Source organism: Pseudomonas paralactis, from assembly GCF_001439735.1.
GTDB lineage: Bacteria > Pseudomonadota > Gammaproteobacteria > Pseudomonadales > Pseudomonadaceae > Aquipseudomonas > Aquipseudomonas paralactis.
Genome location: NZ_JYLN01000003.1, coordinates 536,869 through 553,567, shown reverse-complemented (window position 1 = coordinate 553,567; position 16,699 = coordinate 536,869). Strand labels below are relative to the sequence as shown.

Here is a 16,699-nt window from a genome sequence, read left to right as displayed (position 1 = left end):
CTCAAAGTGCTCGTTCGAAATTGTTGTTTTTGTGCTTCGAAAGCCTTGGGTACTGCGTTATCGGTGGCTGCGTTCCTCCTCTTGCAGCAGGGCCTGCAAGGTGTCCAGGCGGGCGCCTTCGCAGGCGATCACCGTGCCTTGTTCGAATACGCGGCGTGACAGACCGGTAAGCACCGCCCCCGGAGGCAGTTCGATCTGCAGCCGCACACCGCGCTCGTAGGCGCTTTGCACGGTGCCACGCCAATCGACGACGCGGCACATGTTGAAGGCCAGGTCATCGCGCAGTTGCTCGGGGCTGTAAACAGGTCGCGCGCGCGTGCTGCTCAGGTAGGTGATACGCGGCGCCTTGAGGGGGCCGAACGCTTGGGCCAGCACTTGGGCCGGCGCCTCCAGCAGCGCACAGTGGGACGGCACGCTCACGGCCAGACGCCTGGCGATGCCATTGCCCTTGATGCGCTCGGCGACACGCTGCATCGCCTCATTGCTGCCGGCGATCACGGTCTGATTGTCGGCGTTGATATTGGCCAGATACACCGGCGTTTCAGGGCTGTGGATAGCGGCCAGCAGGGCTTCGACCGTGGATAAATCGGGGCCGATCAGGGCAGTCATGCCGTAGCCCTGTGGATAAGCCTGTTGCATCAGCTCACCACGCAGGCTGACCAGTTTTACCGCGTGAGTGAAGTCCAGGGCACCGGCGATAACCGCCGCCGGGTAGGCACCGATGGACAGGCCTGCCACGTAATCCGGCGCACGCTCCAACAACCGTGCATGGGCCACACCGGCGATCAACAGGCACAGCTGAACAGCGCGAGTCGACGCCAGCGCCTGCGCCGAATCAAGCTGGCGCACATCCTCGCCCAGCGCATCGCTGGCCTGCTCCAACGCCTCTGTGGGCAATGCCTGGAGCATCCCCGGCCGTTGCGCGCCCTGGCCCGGAAACACCAACAGGCTGCTCATGCCACGGCCTGCCAGGGGTCGAGTACAAGGTGCGCGCCGCCAGCGGTTTTCAGCAGTACGCGGCGTGAGCCTGAGGCCCATTCGCGCAGGGCAACAGCACCAAACGGAGTTTGCAGTTGCAGGTCCACAGGGCATGGCGCGGTGTCCAGTATCGCCAACAACGCGCAGGCCGCGTTACGGTCCAGCGGCTCGGGGGTGCGCAGAATCAAATCCAGGTCACTCAAGGCATGCAACGCTTCGATGCCGCTGGCCAATTCAAATCCGGCGCTGCCGCTGACGCCCCAGTCTGCGTGCGCCAACAGCGGCCGCAGTTGATCGAGCGCCCGCAGCGCCGGTAAATCCCGTGCTGAACTCACCCCCCGCAAGGCTTCGGGTGCCACGCGCCGTTGCACGGCAAGCACGGGCATCTGCGCCGCAAACCGTTGCTCACGCAAACGCCCGCGCACCCCGACCGCCACCTGGCCAGGCTCGGCCATGGCGCGTCGCACCACCACCGGATGCCCCGCACTGATGGCGTCCAGCACCCAGGCAGGCGCTTGCGCAGGCAGGTGCGCCGGGGTCATGCCCCAAAGCAAATCGTGGGCGTTCACCATTGCTCCCGCAACAGCTGGCGCACCTGGCTGGAGGCAGCCCGGTTGGTCGCGCCGAGGCGTGAGCTCAAGTCGGTACTGCCGATATCCTTGACTGCCTGCACCAGGCAATCGCTGACCCGTGCCACGTCATCTGGCGTGGGCTGTTCAATGTCGGTGACTGACAACGTCTCCCACAGCAACCCCAAGCTGGCATAGCTGTCAATGTCATAGGCCATCGGCGGCACGCTGGCGGCCAGGGCTTCCAATTCTTCGACGCTGCGCAAGGTCACCCGGGCGGCCGAGGCTTTGCCCATGGCATGCACCATCACGCCAGGATCACGCAGGGCAATCAGGCGATTGGCCTGGTAACCGTGAGCCAGAAACGCACCGGACATGGCCTTGCCCACCAGCAGCGCAATCACCGGGTGGCCGGCCAGACGTGCGCGTGCATAGCTGTCGGCCGCAGCGGCCAGGGCTTGATGGATGCCGAGGGCTTCTTCGCGACGGCCATAGGCTTGGCTGGGCACGTCGACGATGGCGATGAGGGGGCGTTTGTCGCCCCGGGCAATGGCGTCGTCCACAGCCTTGGCCAGGCCCCAGCCTTCCAGCAGGCCGACTTCGCCGTTGCGTGCACGAGGGAAGCGGTTGTGTGGGTCGGTGACCACGGCGATAAAGCGTACCGCCTGTTCACCCAATATGCCGTCTGCCACTTTCAGCGAGTCGGGCAAGCCTTGCACGGGCGTTGCGTTGGCGCTCAATGCGTTGAACCACTGCAACCCTCTCATGAGCGTTCTCCCTGATACAGCGCACGCACCGTCGCCGGTTCTATCTGCGCCGTGGCGTCGAGTTCGGCCAGGCGCGCCAGGTAAAAATCAGCATGGCGACTGCGTTGTTGTTCGGGCGCGCCGTGTTGCAACAGCGCGCTGACGGTTTGCTGGATCTGCGCCACATCGTCGGCCACATAACGGTCGGCCAACCCACTGCTGAAACGTTGTTCACCGCCGGTGAGGCTCCAGATAAACGGGCGGTCGCGGGAGTCATATTCTTCCAACCCGGCTTCCTGCTCGATCACCTGCGGGCCGTTCAGCCCCAGGCGCGCTTCGCGAGTGACCACCAGATAGCTGCACAGCCCGGCCGCGATGGACATGCCCCCAAAGCAACCGACACTGCCCGCCACCACACCGACCACCGGCTGGTACTGACGCAGGTCGACAATCGCCGCGTGAATATCGGCAATCGCCGCAAGGCCCAGGTTGGCTTCCTGCAAGCGCACGCCACCGGTTTCCAGCAGCAGCACGGCGCGGGTCGGGATGCCGTTGCGGTTATCCTCGGCGGCCAGTTCCAGGGCTCCGGCGATCTTCGCACCGCCGACCTCACCGAGGCTGCCGCCCTGGAAGTTTCCTTCGATGGCGGCAATCACCACCGGTAGACCGGCGATACTGCCTTTGGCGATGACCACGCCGTCATCCGCCTGGGGCACTACGCCCTGACGGCTGAGCCACGGCGACATGACGCGCTGGAACGGGTCGATCAGTTCGCGAAAGGTGCCAGCATCCAGCAGCGCCTTGGCGCGCTGGCGTGCACCGAGTTCGACAAAGCTGTGTTTGGTGAGTAAATCAGTCATGGCCGATCTCCTCGAAGCCTTGCTCCAGGCGCAAACGCACCACGCCGGGGGTGGCACCGAAATCGTGGATATCGATCTTCAAGGCAGGCGGGGTCTGCTCCTGGAAGATGCGTTCAAACAGATGCTGCCACCGTTGCTGCGCGCCATTCACCGAGGTCTGCACCTGGATGGTCAGCGTTCCGGCGGTGCCCGGTTCCAGCAGCACCTCAAGGTCGCCGGAGCCAACACAACCCACCAGCGCACGGCCTTTTGGCGGCTGCCCGGCGGGGAATTCAAAGGATAAGGTTTCCATCACAACGCTCCGTCGAGGCGGTCGATAAACAGGCAAGCGGCCAGCAAGTCGGCGGCGCCACCGGGGGAGGCATTCAGCGCCAGCAGTTGCTGGTCCAGGGCGTGCAATTGGCGGCGACCGGCGAGGGTTGCACTGCCGCCGGCATCAAGCACGGCCTGGGCGCCCTGTTGCATGGTGGCCAAGCCTTCGTAGCCTGCGCGGTAGAGCACGCAGGTGTCGGCCAGCTCGGTCATGATCGCGAGCAAGGCATCCAGGCGGGCGTTTTGCTCACCGGCGTTTTGCTCGCGGCTTTTGTGCAGCTGCGGCAGGCCGCGTTGCGTCACCGAAGGGAAACCCAGCTGCGCCTCTTCGCGAGCACCGCGTGCTCCGTAGCGTTGCGCGACCTGTGCGCCGTGGCTCAGCGATTGCGGGGCGAAGCGGTCATCGAGCAGAGCCAGTTTGGCCGCGGTCTGGGCTATGGCGCGGGGATGCAGGGCCGCTGCGGCGGTGAGCAAACCGAGCGCCCAGATCGCGCCACGATGGGTATTTACGCCGTGGGTGGTAACGAGCATCGCTTGCTCGCCTTCGCGGCCAATACGGCCGAGGGCTTCGCGCAGCGGCAGGCCGATTCGGCCGATTTCAATCGCAGCCTCGGCCATTTCCTTGAACATCGGCCACAACGACAGCGCCGAGGCGTGCATCAGGCCCAGGTGCAAATCGCTGTGGGCGCCGTTGCCGCGCCGGTCTACCAGGGCGGGTTTGGGCGACAAATCCGCTTCATCGATCAGCGCCTCGACGGCCATATCCGCCAGGCGATCGGCCAGGCTCAGTTCATGCTGTTTGAGCGCGCGCATTTACCAGCTCCTGAATTTGGCGGGCGGGTTGTACAGGCCACCAGACCACTCCACCAGGTCGGCCACGCTCTTGGCGGCCAACAGTTCGCGGGTGGCGTCGGTGCGGCGGATACCCAAGTCTTCGGGCAAGGCAATCAAGCCTTCGCGACGCATACGGGCGGTGTCCTTGGGGTTGTGGCGCATACCGATGGCGGTTACCCCGGCGACGGCAGCGATCATTGCCTGACGCTCTTCCAGGGAGCGCGCCTTGTACAGGTAAGCGATGCCTTCTTCGGTGAGCAGGTGGGTGACGTCGTCGCCGTAGATCATGATCGGTGCCAGCGGCATGCCGCTTTTGCGGGCCACTTCCACCGCGTCGAGGGTGTCGACAAAGGTCGGTTTGCCGCCCTCCTGGAAGGTCTCGACCATTTGCACCACAAGTTTTTTGCCGCGCTCAAGCAAGGCCTCGGGCGCATCGTCATGGCGCATATCCAGCCAGGCCGGTGTGCCGTGCCGACGGCCACGCGGGTCGTGGCCCATGTTCGGCGCGCCACCGAAACCGGCGAGGCGGCCGCGGGTCACGGTGCTGGAATGCCCGTCGCCATCGACTTGCAGGGTGGCGCCGATAAACAGGTCCACGGCGTATTGGCCGGCGAGTTGGCAGAACATGCGGTTGGAGCGCATCGAGCCGTCGCGGCCAGTGAAGAACACATCCGGGCGCGCAGCGATGTAGTTTTCCATGCCCAGTTCGGTGCCGAAGCAATGCACGCTTTCTACCCAACCGCTTTCAATCGCCGGGATCAATGTGGGGTGCGGGTTGAGGGTCCAGTTGCGGCAGATCTTGCCTTTGAGGCCCAGGGATTCGCCGTAGGTGGGCAGGATCAGTTCAATGGCGGCGGTATTGAAGCCGATGCCATGGTTGAGGGACTGCACATTGTGTTTTTCGTAGATGCCACGGATCGCCATCATCGCCATCAACACATGCACCGGCTTGATGTGGCGCGGGTCGCGGGTGAACAGCGGTTCGATGTAGAACGGTCTGTCGGCTACCACCACAAAATCGACCCAGCTCGCGGGGATGTCCACGCGGGGCAAATCGGTGACGTCGTCCACCAACTGATTGACCTGCACGATGACGATGCCATCGCTGAAGGCGGCGGGCTCGATCAGCGCCGGGGTATCTTCGGTGCTGGCGCCCGTATAAATGTTACCGGCACGGTCGGCCATGAAACCAGCGGAGAGCACCACGTTGGGGATCAGGTCCACCACCAGCCGGGCATAAAGTTCGATGTAGGTGTGGATCGCGCCGATTTCCAGCAGGCCGTCTTCCAGCAATTGGCTGATGCGCAGGGATTGGGTGCCGGCGAATGAGAAATCCAGCTTGCGGGCGATGCCCTTTTCAAACAGGTCCAGGTGCTCGGCCCGCCCGACGCTGGGCATGATCATGTGCAAATCGTGGAGCTTGGCGGGGTCGGCCTTGGCCAGGGAGCGCGAGAGGAAGTCGGCCTGCTTCTGGTTGTTGCCCTCCAGCACCACCCGGTCGCCGGGGAGGATCAAGGCTTCAAGGGCCTCGACGATCTTGTCACTGGGCAACACCGCCCCGTCTGCGTATTTTTTGACCAGCCCGAGCCGCCGCTGCTTCTCGTCGCGCCGCCGCGTCCAGCGCGAGTCGGGGGTGATGGTTGTTGTCATGGTTGCTCCACGGGGGGTTGCTGTCGTGGGGCTTACCTTAGGAGTGAAGCGCAAGGGCATCAATCAAGCTGGAGGACGAACCGTTACGCCTGGAGTAACGAAGATCAAACTGTGGGAGCTGGCTTGCCTGCGATAGCGGTGGGTCAGCTGCAGAGATGTTGACTGACAGGCCGCCATCGCAGGCAAGCCAGCTCCCACATTGATCGGTGGTGTTGGTTAGATAGCGGTCCCAAAGAGGGAATGAACAGTCCCTTTTTGGGACCGTTTCAAGTTGCTGGCGATGGGCTGACTTGCTCCAGCGCTCTATCGACCAGCAACTGCCCCAACTCTGCCATTTGCTGAATCCCGAGCATGATGGCGCGCTGGGAAGTGTCCAGGTCGAAGGCCAGGTTGCAGGTGAGTGCGTTGAGGGAGGACAGGGTTTCGCTGGCGTTGACCAGTAGGGTTTCGGTGGTTTGGTGGGGGTTGACGGTGAAAAGGGGTGGATTGGGGGTAGGTTTGATCATGATTTACAGCTCCGATATGTGATGGAAGCTGCCCTCTTCCGCTTGCACGCGAATCAAGGTGGCAGCTGTGCGCAGGTGTGCAAGACCGGGCATATCGGACCCCGGCAGACTCCGAAGAGTCTCCCACGCACAGCCGCCATAACGAGTACAGCAGGCATAAAAAACGCCCGTTGAATGGCTATGGGCATTGGTGCGCCGACATGTAACCGGACTTGCACGTCCGTGTCACCGTTTTTTGCGATGACGGGACGAAGACTAGGCGTGAGGACCTCTCACCACAAGTTCATGTACGGCCCAAAATCTTGCAGGAAAAATCCGAAGGCCCCACCCGCCCCCATCATTCCGATAGGCAGCAAAGAATGTTCCGACAGGCTTTTCAGGTTGTTGCTCGGAACTCGCCTCTCTAGCCTTTTCCATCCGAATCGTGCCACGGGCAGACATCATGAATCCGACCGTTAAACCCGATGCAAGGCCATTGCAGAGTGTGATGCATCACATCACAATCGTGCCATGATCGTTAGCTGGAAACATAAGGGACTCAGGGCCTTCTATGAGACCGGTTCAACCAAGGGCATCAACGCAAATCATGCAAAGCGCTTGCGCCGCGTTCTGCTCATTCTGGACAAAGCCGAGCACCCAGATGCACTGGACCTGCCCGGCTGGCGCTTCCATCGTTTGAAGGGCGACCTGCTCGACTACTGGTCCGTCAGCATAAGTGGTAACTGGCGCATCATTTTTCGGATGTTCGACGATCAGGTCGAACTGGTCGACTATCTTGACTACCACTGAGTAGAGGCATTGATATGGGTATGCACAACCCACCTCACCCAGGTGAAATTTTACTTGAGGACGTTATCCCAGCCTTGGGCATCACCATTACCGAGATGGCGCGACGTCTTGGCTTCGCCCGCGAGACTTTTTCAAGGGTCTTGCATGGCCACGCCCCGGTCAGCCCGGACCTTGCCGTTCGGTTGGAACGGGCTGGCGTGAGTAAAGCCCAGTTATGGTTGTCGATGCAAAGTGCCTACGACTTATGGCAGGCCGAGCATCGGGAGCAACCGGTAATTGAGCGGTTTGCGCGGATTGATTGAGATCTTGGGTCAAGCACAATTCAGTGTGGGAGCTGGCTTGCCTGCGATAGCGGTCTGTCAAATACAGATGTATTGCTGACCCACCGCTATCGCAGGCAAGCCAGCTCCCACATTGGAATTTCACAAGGCTTATGTTCAGGCCAGGCCGGACTCAACCAACAACGCTTCAAGCCCCATCAAATCCGGCACCTTCGCCACCTGCTCCCCTACCTGCACTGCCGCCAGTTCCAGTGGGCATAGCGGCACATCCACGTAGCTCAATTCGCTATCAAGCTTGTACGAACGGGGGATGCCCTGGATCACCAGCGCGATGAATTTCAATGTCGGCCGCCCACCCAAGGCATTTAACACCACGATCCGCGAGCGCTCGCCGGTCACGCTGGCTTCGCCGCACACGGCTTCAAAGCTGATCAAGGGGATCTGCCGATCGCGCCAGGTCACCTGGCGCAGATACCACGGCGGCGCATCGCTGGCCGGTTCGCCGCGCTGGAAGTCGATCAGTTCGGCGATGGCCACGTTGGGCAGCACCAGGTGGCGGTCGGCCAGGGGCAGCAGCAGGCCGGTGAGTTGGCTGGCGCGGTGGTCAAGCATGGGACTTGCTCCAGTAGGCGATGCTTTCCAGCAGCACCGACTCTTGGTACGGCTTGCCGAGGTAGTCGTTGACGCCAATGGCCATGGCGCGGTCGCGGTGTTTCTGGCCGGTGCGCGAGGTGATCATGATGATCGGCAGGCGCATCAGCCGTGGGTCATTGCGTATCTGGATGGCCACTTCGAAGCCGTCCATGCGCGGCATTTCGATGTCGAGCAGCATCAGGTCCGGGGTGTGCTCCTCAAGCACCGCGAGGGCGTCGATGCCGTCCTTGGCAGTGAGCACGTTCATACCGTTGCGCTCCAGCAGGCGGCTGGTGACTTTGCGCACGGTGACCGAGTCGTCCACCACCAGCACCAGCAGCGGGCGTTTTTTCAACGGGTCGTTGAGCACCAGCGGCGCCTCCACCGCCTGGGCCGGCAAGGCCGGTTGGCGGGCGCGGATATGCGCCAGCAGGTCGATGATCAACACCACGCGGCCATCCCCGAGGATGGTTGCACCGGGCACGCCCTGTACCCCGGCAAACTGTGGCCCCAGGCCCTTGACCACAATCTCGCGGGTACCGGCCATGGCGTCCACATGCACCGCTACGCGCCGTTCATTGCAGTGCACCAGCAACACCGGCACTGGTTGGTATTGGCCGAGCAGTTTCGGGCGGCTGACGGTGTGCAGCAAATCGCCCAGGTAAAACAACTCGTAGCGCTGGCCGGCGTATTCATAATGCGGCGGGTCTTGCTGGTAATGCCCGGCCAGTTCATGGGGCAGTACGCGCACCAGGCCTTCAAGGGTGTTGAGGGGGATCGCGTATTGGTCGTCTGCGCATTGCACCATCAGTGCGCGATTGACTGACACCGTAAACGGCAGGCGAATACGAAAGTGCACGCCCACGCCCGGGGTCGAGTCGATCACCATCGAACCACCCAGCTGGCGCACCTCTTCGTGCACCACGTCCATGCCCACGCCGCGCCCGGAGATCTGGGTGATTTTTTCTGCCGTGGAAAAGCCCGGCTGCATGATGAACTGCAGTACGTCGCGGTCGCTGATGATTTGATCCGGGCCGAGCAGGCCGCGCTTGATCGCCTTGCGCCGCACCGCTTCAAGGGGCACGCCGGCGCCGTCATCGCGCATGTCGAAGACGATGTCGCCGCCTTCGTGAGTCAGGTCCAGGGTAATGCGCCCCTTCTCCGGCTTGCCCGCCTGCAACCGCACCTCGCGCGATTCCAGGCCGTGGTCGACGGCATTGCGCAGCATGTGTTCCAGTGGCGCCGCCATGCGTTCGAGCACATTGCGATCCATTTCGCCTTCGGCATTGCCGACGATGAACTCCACGTCCTTGCCCAGTTCCTGCGCCACCTGGCGCACGATGCGCTTGAGGCGTGGCAGCATCCGTTCGAAAGGCACCATGCGCGTGCGCATCAGGCCCTCCTGCAATTCAGTGTTGATGCGCGCCTGTTGCTGGAGCAGGTCGTGGGCATCCTGATGGCGCTGTTCCAGGGTGTCCTTGAGGTCGAGCAGGTCGGAGGCCGATTCGGACAACGCGCGGGACAGCTGCTGCAACTGCGAATGGCGATCCATTTCCAGTGGGTCGAACTCTTCGTAGCCCAGGCGTTCGGCCTCGGCTTGCTGACGACTGAGCAGGCGGCCCTGGGTTTCGCTGTCGAGGCGGCGCAGTTGGTCGCGCATCCGTTCGATGGTGGTTTGCACTTCATTGAGTGCAAGGCGCGCATCGTTGACTTGCTGCTCGATACGGCCGCGAAAAATCGAGGTTTCACCGGCGAGGTTAACCAGATCATCGAGCAGTTCGGCGGAGATTTTTACCATGTCGGCGGCGGGATCTACCGCCGCTTCAGCCTTGCCCGCAGGCAACGCAACGGGTACCACCGGCTCGACACTGGGGTGCACCAGGCTTTTGATGCGCTCGATTAGTTTGTCCACCGCCCCCACCGGCAGCCCCTCCGCTACCGCTTCGACCATCTGTGCCAGGCGGTCATGGCAGCCTTGCAGCAGTGCGAACAGCTCCGGGGTCGGCGCCAGCAACCCGGCGGACAAGCCTTCGTAGAGAAACTCCAACTCATGGGCCAAATCGCCAATCGGCCCGATTTCCACCATGCGCGCCCCGCCCTTGAGGGTGTGCAGGTCACGCAGCAGGGTTTCGACTTCCTGACGGTTGCCCGGCTCGGCCTGCCAGCGCAGCAATGCGCTGCCTGAGCTGTCGAGAATATCGGCGGCCTCTTCGAGGAAGATATCCAGCAATTCAGGGTCGGCACCCGAGGCCGGCGCCGCTGCAACGGGAGTCGCCGGCGTGCTGTTCTGGCGCAGCTCGCGCAGCTTGGCGATCAGCTCGGCAGCGTCGCTCAAGGGCTGTTGCTGTTGCAGTTCTTCCAGTTGCAGGGCCAACCGTTCGTGGCTGGCCATCAGCACCTGAGACAGCTCGGGGGTGTAACTGTAGCGGCGGTCCACCAGGCCCTCGTACAGGCATTCCAGCTCATGGGCCAAGTCGCCCACCGGGTCGATTTCGGCCATGCGCGCACCGCCCTTGAGGGTGTGCAGGTCCCGCTGCAGCGAGGACAACGGCGCGGCGTTTTCGGGCTCCAGCAACCAGCGTTTGAGGGACTGCCCGGCGCTGTCGAGGATATCCACGGCCTCTTCGAGGAAGATGTCGACAATCTCATCGTCCATAGCCGTTTGCTGATCCAGCTGCGCGGTGGCCGCGCCCAGTTCCGAGATACTCAGGGCGCGGCTGCCGTCGCTTTTGATCAGGCCGGTGGCGGATGGGTCCAGTGCGTCATCCAGCAACCCGTGCAGGGCTTGCACCCGCTCCGTCGCCGGGCTGATTTCCTGGCCGGCAGCCAGTTGGTCGAGCATGTTGATCAGGGCTTCGTGGGCCTGTTCGGCCTCATGGAAAAACCGCTCGCTGACCGCCAGGCTGCTTTCTTCCACAGCGCCATACAGGTCGAGCAAGGCTTCGCACAACGCGTCGATGGGGTGCAGGTCGGCGAGGTGTGCGCCCTCCCCCAGGGTGGTCAGTTCATCCAGCAGGGCGGTCAGTTCCTGGCGTTCGCCGGGATGTTGCTGCCAGCGGCGCAACAGGTTCTCGGCGTCGAGCAGGATGTCCATGCCCTGGGCCAGGAAGTTGGTGATCAGTTGCCGATCGCGCTTGATCGGCAGGCCGGTGCCAGGAGCGTCGAGCAGCGTTGCAAGCTGCTGGTCCAGCAGGCGTTGGGTGCGGCTGATCAGGTCGGCCGCGCCCTGGATGGGTGCCAGGGGATCGCTGTCCAGGTCGCGCAGGCCACGCTGGAACAACCCTTCGGCCTCCAGCAGCAACTGCACCTCGTCCAGGTCCAGGGGCAAGCGGTGGGCCTTGTATTCGCGAGTCAGGTGGTCGAGGGGGCGCGCCAGTTCGGCGATAGGCAACACCCCGGCCATGTAGGCACTGCCCTTGAGCGTATGCAGAGCACGTTGCAGTTCATCACTGACCTGCAACGGCACCTGTTCGGCAGCGTGTTGCAGAAAGTGGTTGAGGCTGTCCAGATGGCTCTGGGCTTCGTTGCGGAAGATCTCCATCAGCATCGGGTCATGGGGCTCGCCAGCGGTTGTTGCCGCGCCACTGGCCAAGGCGTGGGCGCGGGCGGCCAGGGCGTCGACTTCGTCGCGCTGGCGTTGGTCGTCGATGGCAAAATCGGCGATCAATTCCGGCAGCACGGCCACGGCGTCATCCAGCACCTGCTGCACCTCGGCGCCAAGGGCGACGCTGCGCTCCAACACGCGGTTGAGCAGGTTTTCCACGGCCCAGGCCAGTTCCGCCAGCACCAGCGCACGGACCATGCGGCCGCTGCCCTTCAAGGTGTGGAAGGCGCGGCGCATTTCGCCCTGGGCGGTTTTGTCCGTGCTGTTGGGCAGGTTGCGGTGCAGCACCTCGAGGACTTCGTCGGTTTCTTCGAGGAAGACTTCGCGCAGCTCATCGTCGATCGGCTCTTCACCGGCAGGCGGCGGCAGCAGGCTGCCGGGGCGTTGCAGGGCCGGTGGATTGAGGCCCGAAGCGGGGCTTGCCAGCGCGTCAAATTGGGACTGGCTGGGTGCCTGTTCGGTCGACAGTGCGCCATCGGGCGCGGCCAACGCCTGGCGCCAGGGTTTTTCGGTCGGCAGATAACCCAGCGCCGCCAGGCTGTGGGTGGCCTGCTCCAGCACTCGTTCGCCGGCGGCATTAGGGTCCTGGAGCATACGCTCCAGGTAATACTCCAGGCTGCTGATCACATCGGCGAACTGTTCCAGCTGCACCTGCGAAGGCGCGATGTCGCTGGTCATCAACTGCTCGTCAATATAATCGGTGCACCCGCGCATCAGGCTCGCGGCACGGGGCAAAGGGATCATCGCCAGTGCGCCACGCACCTGGCTCAGCAATTGCGGCAAGGATTCCAGGCGCTGGCGGTCCCAATGGGCTTCGATGCAGTCGATCACCAGCTCCTTGGCCTGTTTGAGGCACTGGCAGGATTCGGCAATCACCAACTGATGGATCTGGGTCAGGTCGGTGGTGGGCAGCCGGCTTTCTTCGCGGCTTTGCGGCTCCACCGTGCCGATCATGCCGGCCAGTGTGGCTTCGACGTAAAGCAACGCGCCCGCCACGTCCATCAGCACCGCGTCGTTGGGTTCGCGTTGCCCCTGGGCCAGGCTCAGCACGACGGCCAACTGGTCGATGATCACTTTGCGCGGCTGGCCGAAGCCCAGTACGGCGAGGGTGTCGGCGATCTGCCGCAGGGGCGCCAGCAGCGCGTCGAGTTCGGTAATGTGCTGGCGGTCGCTGCGTACAAACAGATCGAGGCGCTCTTTGACCCGCACCAGTTCCTCACACAAGGCGCCGAGCACCGACCCCATGGCATTGCGGTCCGGGCCGGCCATGCGTGCACGCTCGGCGTCGACCACGGCGCTGTCGGGCAAGGCTTCATCCAGGCCGTAGCGCTCTTTGAGGCTTTGCATGCGCGGCGTTGGCCGGGTGACTTTGGCCACGTAAAACAGCAGGCTTTTGAGCAACTCATCCGGCGCAGGCTGATTGATGCCGCCAATGCCCTGGGTCAGCAGGCGCTTGAGTTGCTTACCGCTGGCCTTGAGCAGGCTGCGCAGCGCCGGGCTGTTGGCGACCACGCCGGTCAGCATGCCCTCGACCAGCGCCGAGGCCACCTGCCACAGCGGCAACAGCGGCGCGCCCTGGCACAACGCCTCAAGGCGTGCGAACACCCGCGCCATGTCTTCCAGGTTGCTCGGGCCGTGGTCTTCGCGCAGCAACCCGGCGAGCGCTTGTTGCAGCAGGGGGTGCCATTGGCGCAACTGCTCATGCAATTGCGGCGTCGCCCGTTGGGCCAGTGTTTCATCAGGCAGCGGCGCGATCGACAGCAGTTGCGGGCTGAACAGGCTGGTTTCCGACAGCAGGCTTTCCCCCCGCGCAATGCGCAGGTCGTTGAGCAGCGGCAGCACCACCAGCGGCAGGTCGCGGCGAGCGCTGTGTACGCGGTCCAGGTACAGCGGCAGTTGGCCGAGGGCTTGTTGCAGCAGGCGGATGCTTTCTTCGCGCTGGCTGACGCCGCCGGTCTGGAGCGCCAGGGCCAGTGCCTCGATTTCTTCGGCCAACAGCGCCGCACCGTAGAACTCGACCATTTGCAGGGCGCCATGCACCTGGTGAATCGCGGCCAGGCAAGCGGCGAGGTTGTCACCGTTGCCGGTTTCAACATAGGTGTCCAGCGCCGAACGGGCCTGTTTCAGGGTTTCGGCAATGTCGCCCTTGACCCATTCGAGGGCCACGTAGTCGTGCCGATCAACCATAACTGCTCCGCTTAGAATTCGTGGGTTGCTGGTATCTCACAAACAATGGAGATCCAATGTGGGAGCTGGCTTGCCTGCGATAGCGGTGGGTCAGCAATACATCTGTATTTGACAGACCGCTATCGCAGGCAAGCCAGCTCCCACAAGTGGACTGTGGCGTTCTTCAGGTCGTATTTCAATCGTCCACCTGCTTGGGTGGCGGCAGGGTGAAACCCGACACCGACCTGCGCAACTGACTGGCCATCTTCGCCAGGTTACCAATGCTCTCGGCGGTCGCGGTGGACCCAGACGATGTCTGCGTGGTGATCTGCTGGATCACATTCATGGTCAGGGAAATCTGCCCCGCCGAAGACGTCTGTTGCTGCGCCGCGTTAGAAATGCTCTGGATCAGCGCCGCCAGGGTTTTCGACACACCTTCGATCTCTTCCAGCGCGACTCCGGCGTCCTGGGCCAGGCGGGCGCCGCGTACCACCTCGGTGGTGGTCTGTTCCATGGAAATGACCGCTTCGTTGGTGTCGGCCTGGATCGCCCGCACCAGGGTTTCGATCTGCCGGGTGGCCGCCGATGAGCGTTCGGCCAGGCGTTGCACCTCATCGGCCACCACCGCAAAACCGCGCCCGGCGTCGCCGGCCATGCTGGCCTGGATCGCAGCGTTGAGAGCAAGGATGTTGGTCTGGTCGGCAATGTCGTCGATCAGGCTGACGATGTCGCCAATTTCCTGGGACGATTCGCCCAGGCGCTTGATGCGCTTGGCGGTGTCCTGGATCTGTTCGCGAATGTTGTCCATTCCGTGGATGGTGTTGTGCACCACCTCGTTGCCTTTGTTGGCGATCTCCACCGAGCGTTCCGCCACCGCTGAGGACTCGGCCGCATTGGCCGATACCTGGTCGATGGACTGCGCCATCTGGTTGATCGCGGTCGAGGCTTCGGCAATCTGCTGCGCTTGATGCTCCGACGCCTGGGCCAGGTGCATGGCGGTGGCCTGGGTGTCTTGCACCGCACCGGCGACTTGCCCGGCCGTCAGGTTGATGGTGGCGACCAGGTCGCGCAACTGGTCGACGGAATAGTTGATCGAATCGGCGATGGTGCCGGTGAAGTCTTCGGTGACCGAGGCGGTGACGGTAAGGTCGCCGTCGGCGAGGTCTTCGATTTCATCCAGCAGGCGCATGATCGCGTTCTGATTGCGCTCGTTCTTCTCGGCGGTTTCATGCAGTTGGCGGTTGGTCTCGCGCACCATCACCAGGCCGATCAGGATGATCGAGGCCAGCGCCAACAGGCCCAGCACATAGCCACCGATGGTGTCGAAACTGCGCCCGCCGGCAAGGTTTTCAAAACCGGTGGCCAGGTGCGAGGCTTCATCAAGCAGGGTTTGCGACAGGTTGAAGATATGGCTCGCCGAGGCGCGCACCTGGAACAACTGCGGCGAGGTTTCGAGGATTTCATCCACCGAGCCTGAGACAAACTCGAACAGCTCGGCAATCTCCGCCAACCGCACGCGGGCGTCAGGGTCTTCGACCTGGGTGATGCGCAACCCGGGGTTGCCGTTGAGCATACCGTTGAGCACCACGCCGAAACGGTTGGCGTCGCGACCGAAGGCATCAGCGGCCTGCACGGCGGTTTCATCGCCCGCGAGCACGGTGTTGACCGCCCCCAGGATCCGTTCGGCCAGCAGCGACTGGCGCTGGGCCAACGCCACCTGGCTGGCCGGAGCGCCGCGTTGCAGCAGGATATCGACGACCTTTTCCGACTCCATTTGCAGTTGCGGCACAGTTTCGGCCAGGGTCGCCGCCACCTGATGCAGCGACAATACGGTCTGCTCGCTGGCGAGGATCGCATCGGTGTTCTTCAGCAGCGCTTCCCAGTCGGTCTGCACCGCACGCATTTCAGCGCGCACCGCGCTGGGTGCGGCGGGCAGGCCGGTCTGCGGATCACCCTTTTTCAGGTAGCCCCAGCGCTGGGCAAAATCGTTGCGCGCCTCGCCCAGCAGCTTGAACGCGGCGGCCTTGCCGGCGGCGGCCTCGGTGGCGTTCTTGGCAATGCGCTGGGACAGCACGCGCAGCTCCCCGGCGTGGCCGATGTACTGCTTGTCGTAGGTGGACTGGGTGTTGAGGTACGCAAAGTTGGCGAACAGCAACATGATGAACACGATCAAGGCGATAAACAGCACGATGATCTGCGAACGGCTGCGCGAAGCGGCCTGGGGTTTGGGCGTAGTAGGGGTGCTCATGCGGCGACATCCATGAAGCCAGGGGCCTGGGCCAGGGCGAAGGGGCTGAAGACTTGCCACTGCGGGTCGCCGTCGAACTGGCCCTGGATAAATGGCGCGCCGGAGGCGGTACTGGCCATCCAGGCGTCCAATGGGAAGTGCTGCATACCGACCACTTCGTCTACCAGCAGCCCGACAAACACGTCGTTGAACTCCACGACCAACACCCGCCGTTGCTTGCGCGCCTTGGACAGCTCAAGGCCTAGGAAACCGCCCAGGTCCAGCACCGGCAGCAAGCGCCCGCGCAGGTTGGCCACGCCCTTGACCCAGAGCTTGACCCCCGGCATCAAGGTGCAGCGCGGCTCGTGCAACACCTCGGCGACTTCGCCCATGGGCGCCACGTACCAGTGTGGCCCCAGGCGAAAGCCGATACCGCTCCAGCGTTGCAGGCGGGTTTCCTGGGACGGCAGGTCGGCGGCCAGCAGGCGGCAACGGCGGTCGATGTCCAGCAGCAGCTCGAAGGCAGTTTGCGACTCGGTCATGA

The 16,699-nt window shown here is 63.3% G+C and carries 14 protein-coding genes; 2 read left to right on the top strand and 12 right to left on the bottom strand.

All coding sequences use genetic code 11. The annotated features are described in order from the left end of the window. Nucleotides 1-57: 57 nt before the first annotated feature. The 8 genes from mdcH to TX23_RS10710 form a co-directional block, all read right to left on the bottom strand. Complete coding sequence (mdcH, locus tag TX23_RS10745) at nt 58-957, bottom strand: malonate decarboxylase subunit epsilon (RefSeq protein ID WP_057702138.1); 900 nt, start codon at nt 955-957, stop codon at nt 58-60. Next, complete coding sequence (locus tag TX23_RS10740) at nt 954-1,550, bottom strand: malonate decarboxylase holo-ACP synthase (protein WP_057702137.1); 597 nt, start codon at nt 1,548-1,550, stop codon at nt 954-956. Before TX23_RS10740 ends, mdcH begins: the two co-directional genes overlap by 4 nt. Beyond that, complete coding sequence (mdcE, locus tag TX23_RS10735; protein WP_057702136.1) at nt 1,544-2,314, bottom strand: biotin-independent malonate decarboxylase subunit gamma; 771 nt, start codon at nt 2,312-2,314, stop codon at nt 1,544-1,546. The genes TX23_RS10740 and mdcE overlap by 7 nt, the downstream gene beginning before the upstream one ends. Then, the gene (locus TX23_RS10730) at nt 2,311-3,153 is read right to left on the bottom strand and encodes a biotin-independent malonate decarboxylase subunit beta (protein ID WP_057702135.1); all 843 of its coding nucleotides are present in this window, start codon (nt 3,151-3,153) and stop codon (nt 2,311-2,313) included. Before TX23_RS10730 ends, mdcE begins: the two co-directional genes overlap by 4 nt. Next, nucleotides 3,146-3,445 carry a malonate decarboxylase subunit delta gene (locus tag TX23_RS10725; protein WP_057014150.1) on the bottom strand — a complete coding sequence of 100 codons (300 nt, stop codon included), beginning with the start codon at nt 3,443-3,445 and terminating at the stop codon, nt 3,146-3,148. Before TX23_RS10725 ends, TX23_RS10730 begins: the two co-directional genes overlap by 8 nt. Continuing rightward, nucleotides 3,445-4,278 (bottom strand): triphosphoribosyl-dephospho-CoA synthase, encoded by an 834-nt coding sequence (locus TX23_RS10720; RefSeq protein ID WP_057702134.1) that lies wholly within the window; start codon nt 4,276-4,278, stop codon nt 3,445-3,447. The genes TX23_RS10725 and TX23_RS10720 overlap by 1 nt, the downstream gene beginning before the upstream one ends. Next, entirely contained in the window at nt 4,279-5,949 is a 1,671-nt protein-coding gene (gene mdcA / locus TX23_RS10715; RefSeq protein WP_057702133.1) for a malonate decarboxylase subunit alpha, read from the bottom strand. 266 nt (nt 5,950-6,215) lie between these two features. Continuing rightward, entirely contained in the window at nt 6,216-6,455 is a 240-nt protein-coding gene (locus TX23_RS10710) for a DUF6124 family protein (protein ID WP_057702132.1), read from the bottom strand. Nucleotides 6,456-6,965: 510 nt separating this feature from the next. On the opposite strand from TX23_RS10710, the gene TX23_RS10705 reads away from it, so the two are divergent. Both TX23_RS10705 and TX23_RS10700 read left to right on the top strand, forming a co-directional pair. Then, complete coding sequence (locus TX23_RS10705; RefSeq protein ID WP_043046259.1) at nt 6,966-7,244, top strand: type II toxin-antitoxin system RelE/ParE family toxin; 279 nt, start codon at nt 6,966-6,968, stop codon at nt 7,242-7,244. 14 nt (nt 7,245-7,258) lie between these two features. Then, complete coding sequence (locus TX23_RS10700; RefSeq protein ID WP_057702131.1) at nt 7,259-7,546, top strand: HigA family addiction module antitoxin; 288 nt, start codon at nt 7,259-7,261, stop codon at nt 7,544-7,546. A gap of 135 nt (nt 7,547-7,681) precedes the next feature. Here the strand turns inward: TX23_RS10700 and TX23_RS10695 are convergent, their stop codons facing one another. The 4 genes from TX23_RS10695 to TX23_RS10680 all read right to left on the bottom strand — a co-directional run bounded on the left by TX23_RS10695 (nt 7,682) and on the right by TX23_RS10680 (nt 16,697). Continuing rightward, nucleotides 7,682-8,137, bottom strand: coding sequence for a chemotaxis protein CheW (locus TX23_RS10695; protein ID WP_005792246.1), 456 nt, complete (start codon nt 8,135-8,137; stop codon nt 7,682-7,684). Next, nucleotides 8,130-13,949, bottom strand: a complete 5,820-nt coding sequence (locus TX23_RS10690) for an Hpt domain-containing protein (protein ID WP_057702130.1) — start codon at nt 13,947-13,949, stop codon at nt 8,130-8,132. Before TX23_RS10690 ends, TX23_RS10695 begins: the two co-directional genes overlap by 8 nt. Nucleotides 13,950-14,124: 175 nt before the next feature. Beyond that, the gene (locus TX23_RS10685) at nt 14,125-16,176 is read right to left on the bottom strand and encodes a methyl-accepting chemotaxis protein (protein WP_057702129.1); all 2,052 of its coding nucleotides are present in this window, start codon (nt 16,174-16,176) and stop codon (nt 14,125-14,127) included. Beyond that, nucleotides 16,173-16,697: a chemotaxis protein CheW gene (locus tag TX23_RS10680; RefSeq protein WP_057702128.1), complete on the bottom strand. Its 525-nt coding sequence runs from the start codon at nt 16,695-16,697 to the stop codon at nt 16,173-16,175. The genes TX23_RS10685 and TX23_RS10680 overlap by 4 nt, the downstream gene beginning before the upstream one ends. Nucleotides 16,698-16,699 lie beyond the last annotated feature (2 nt).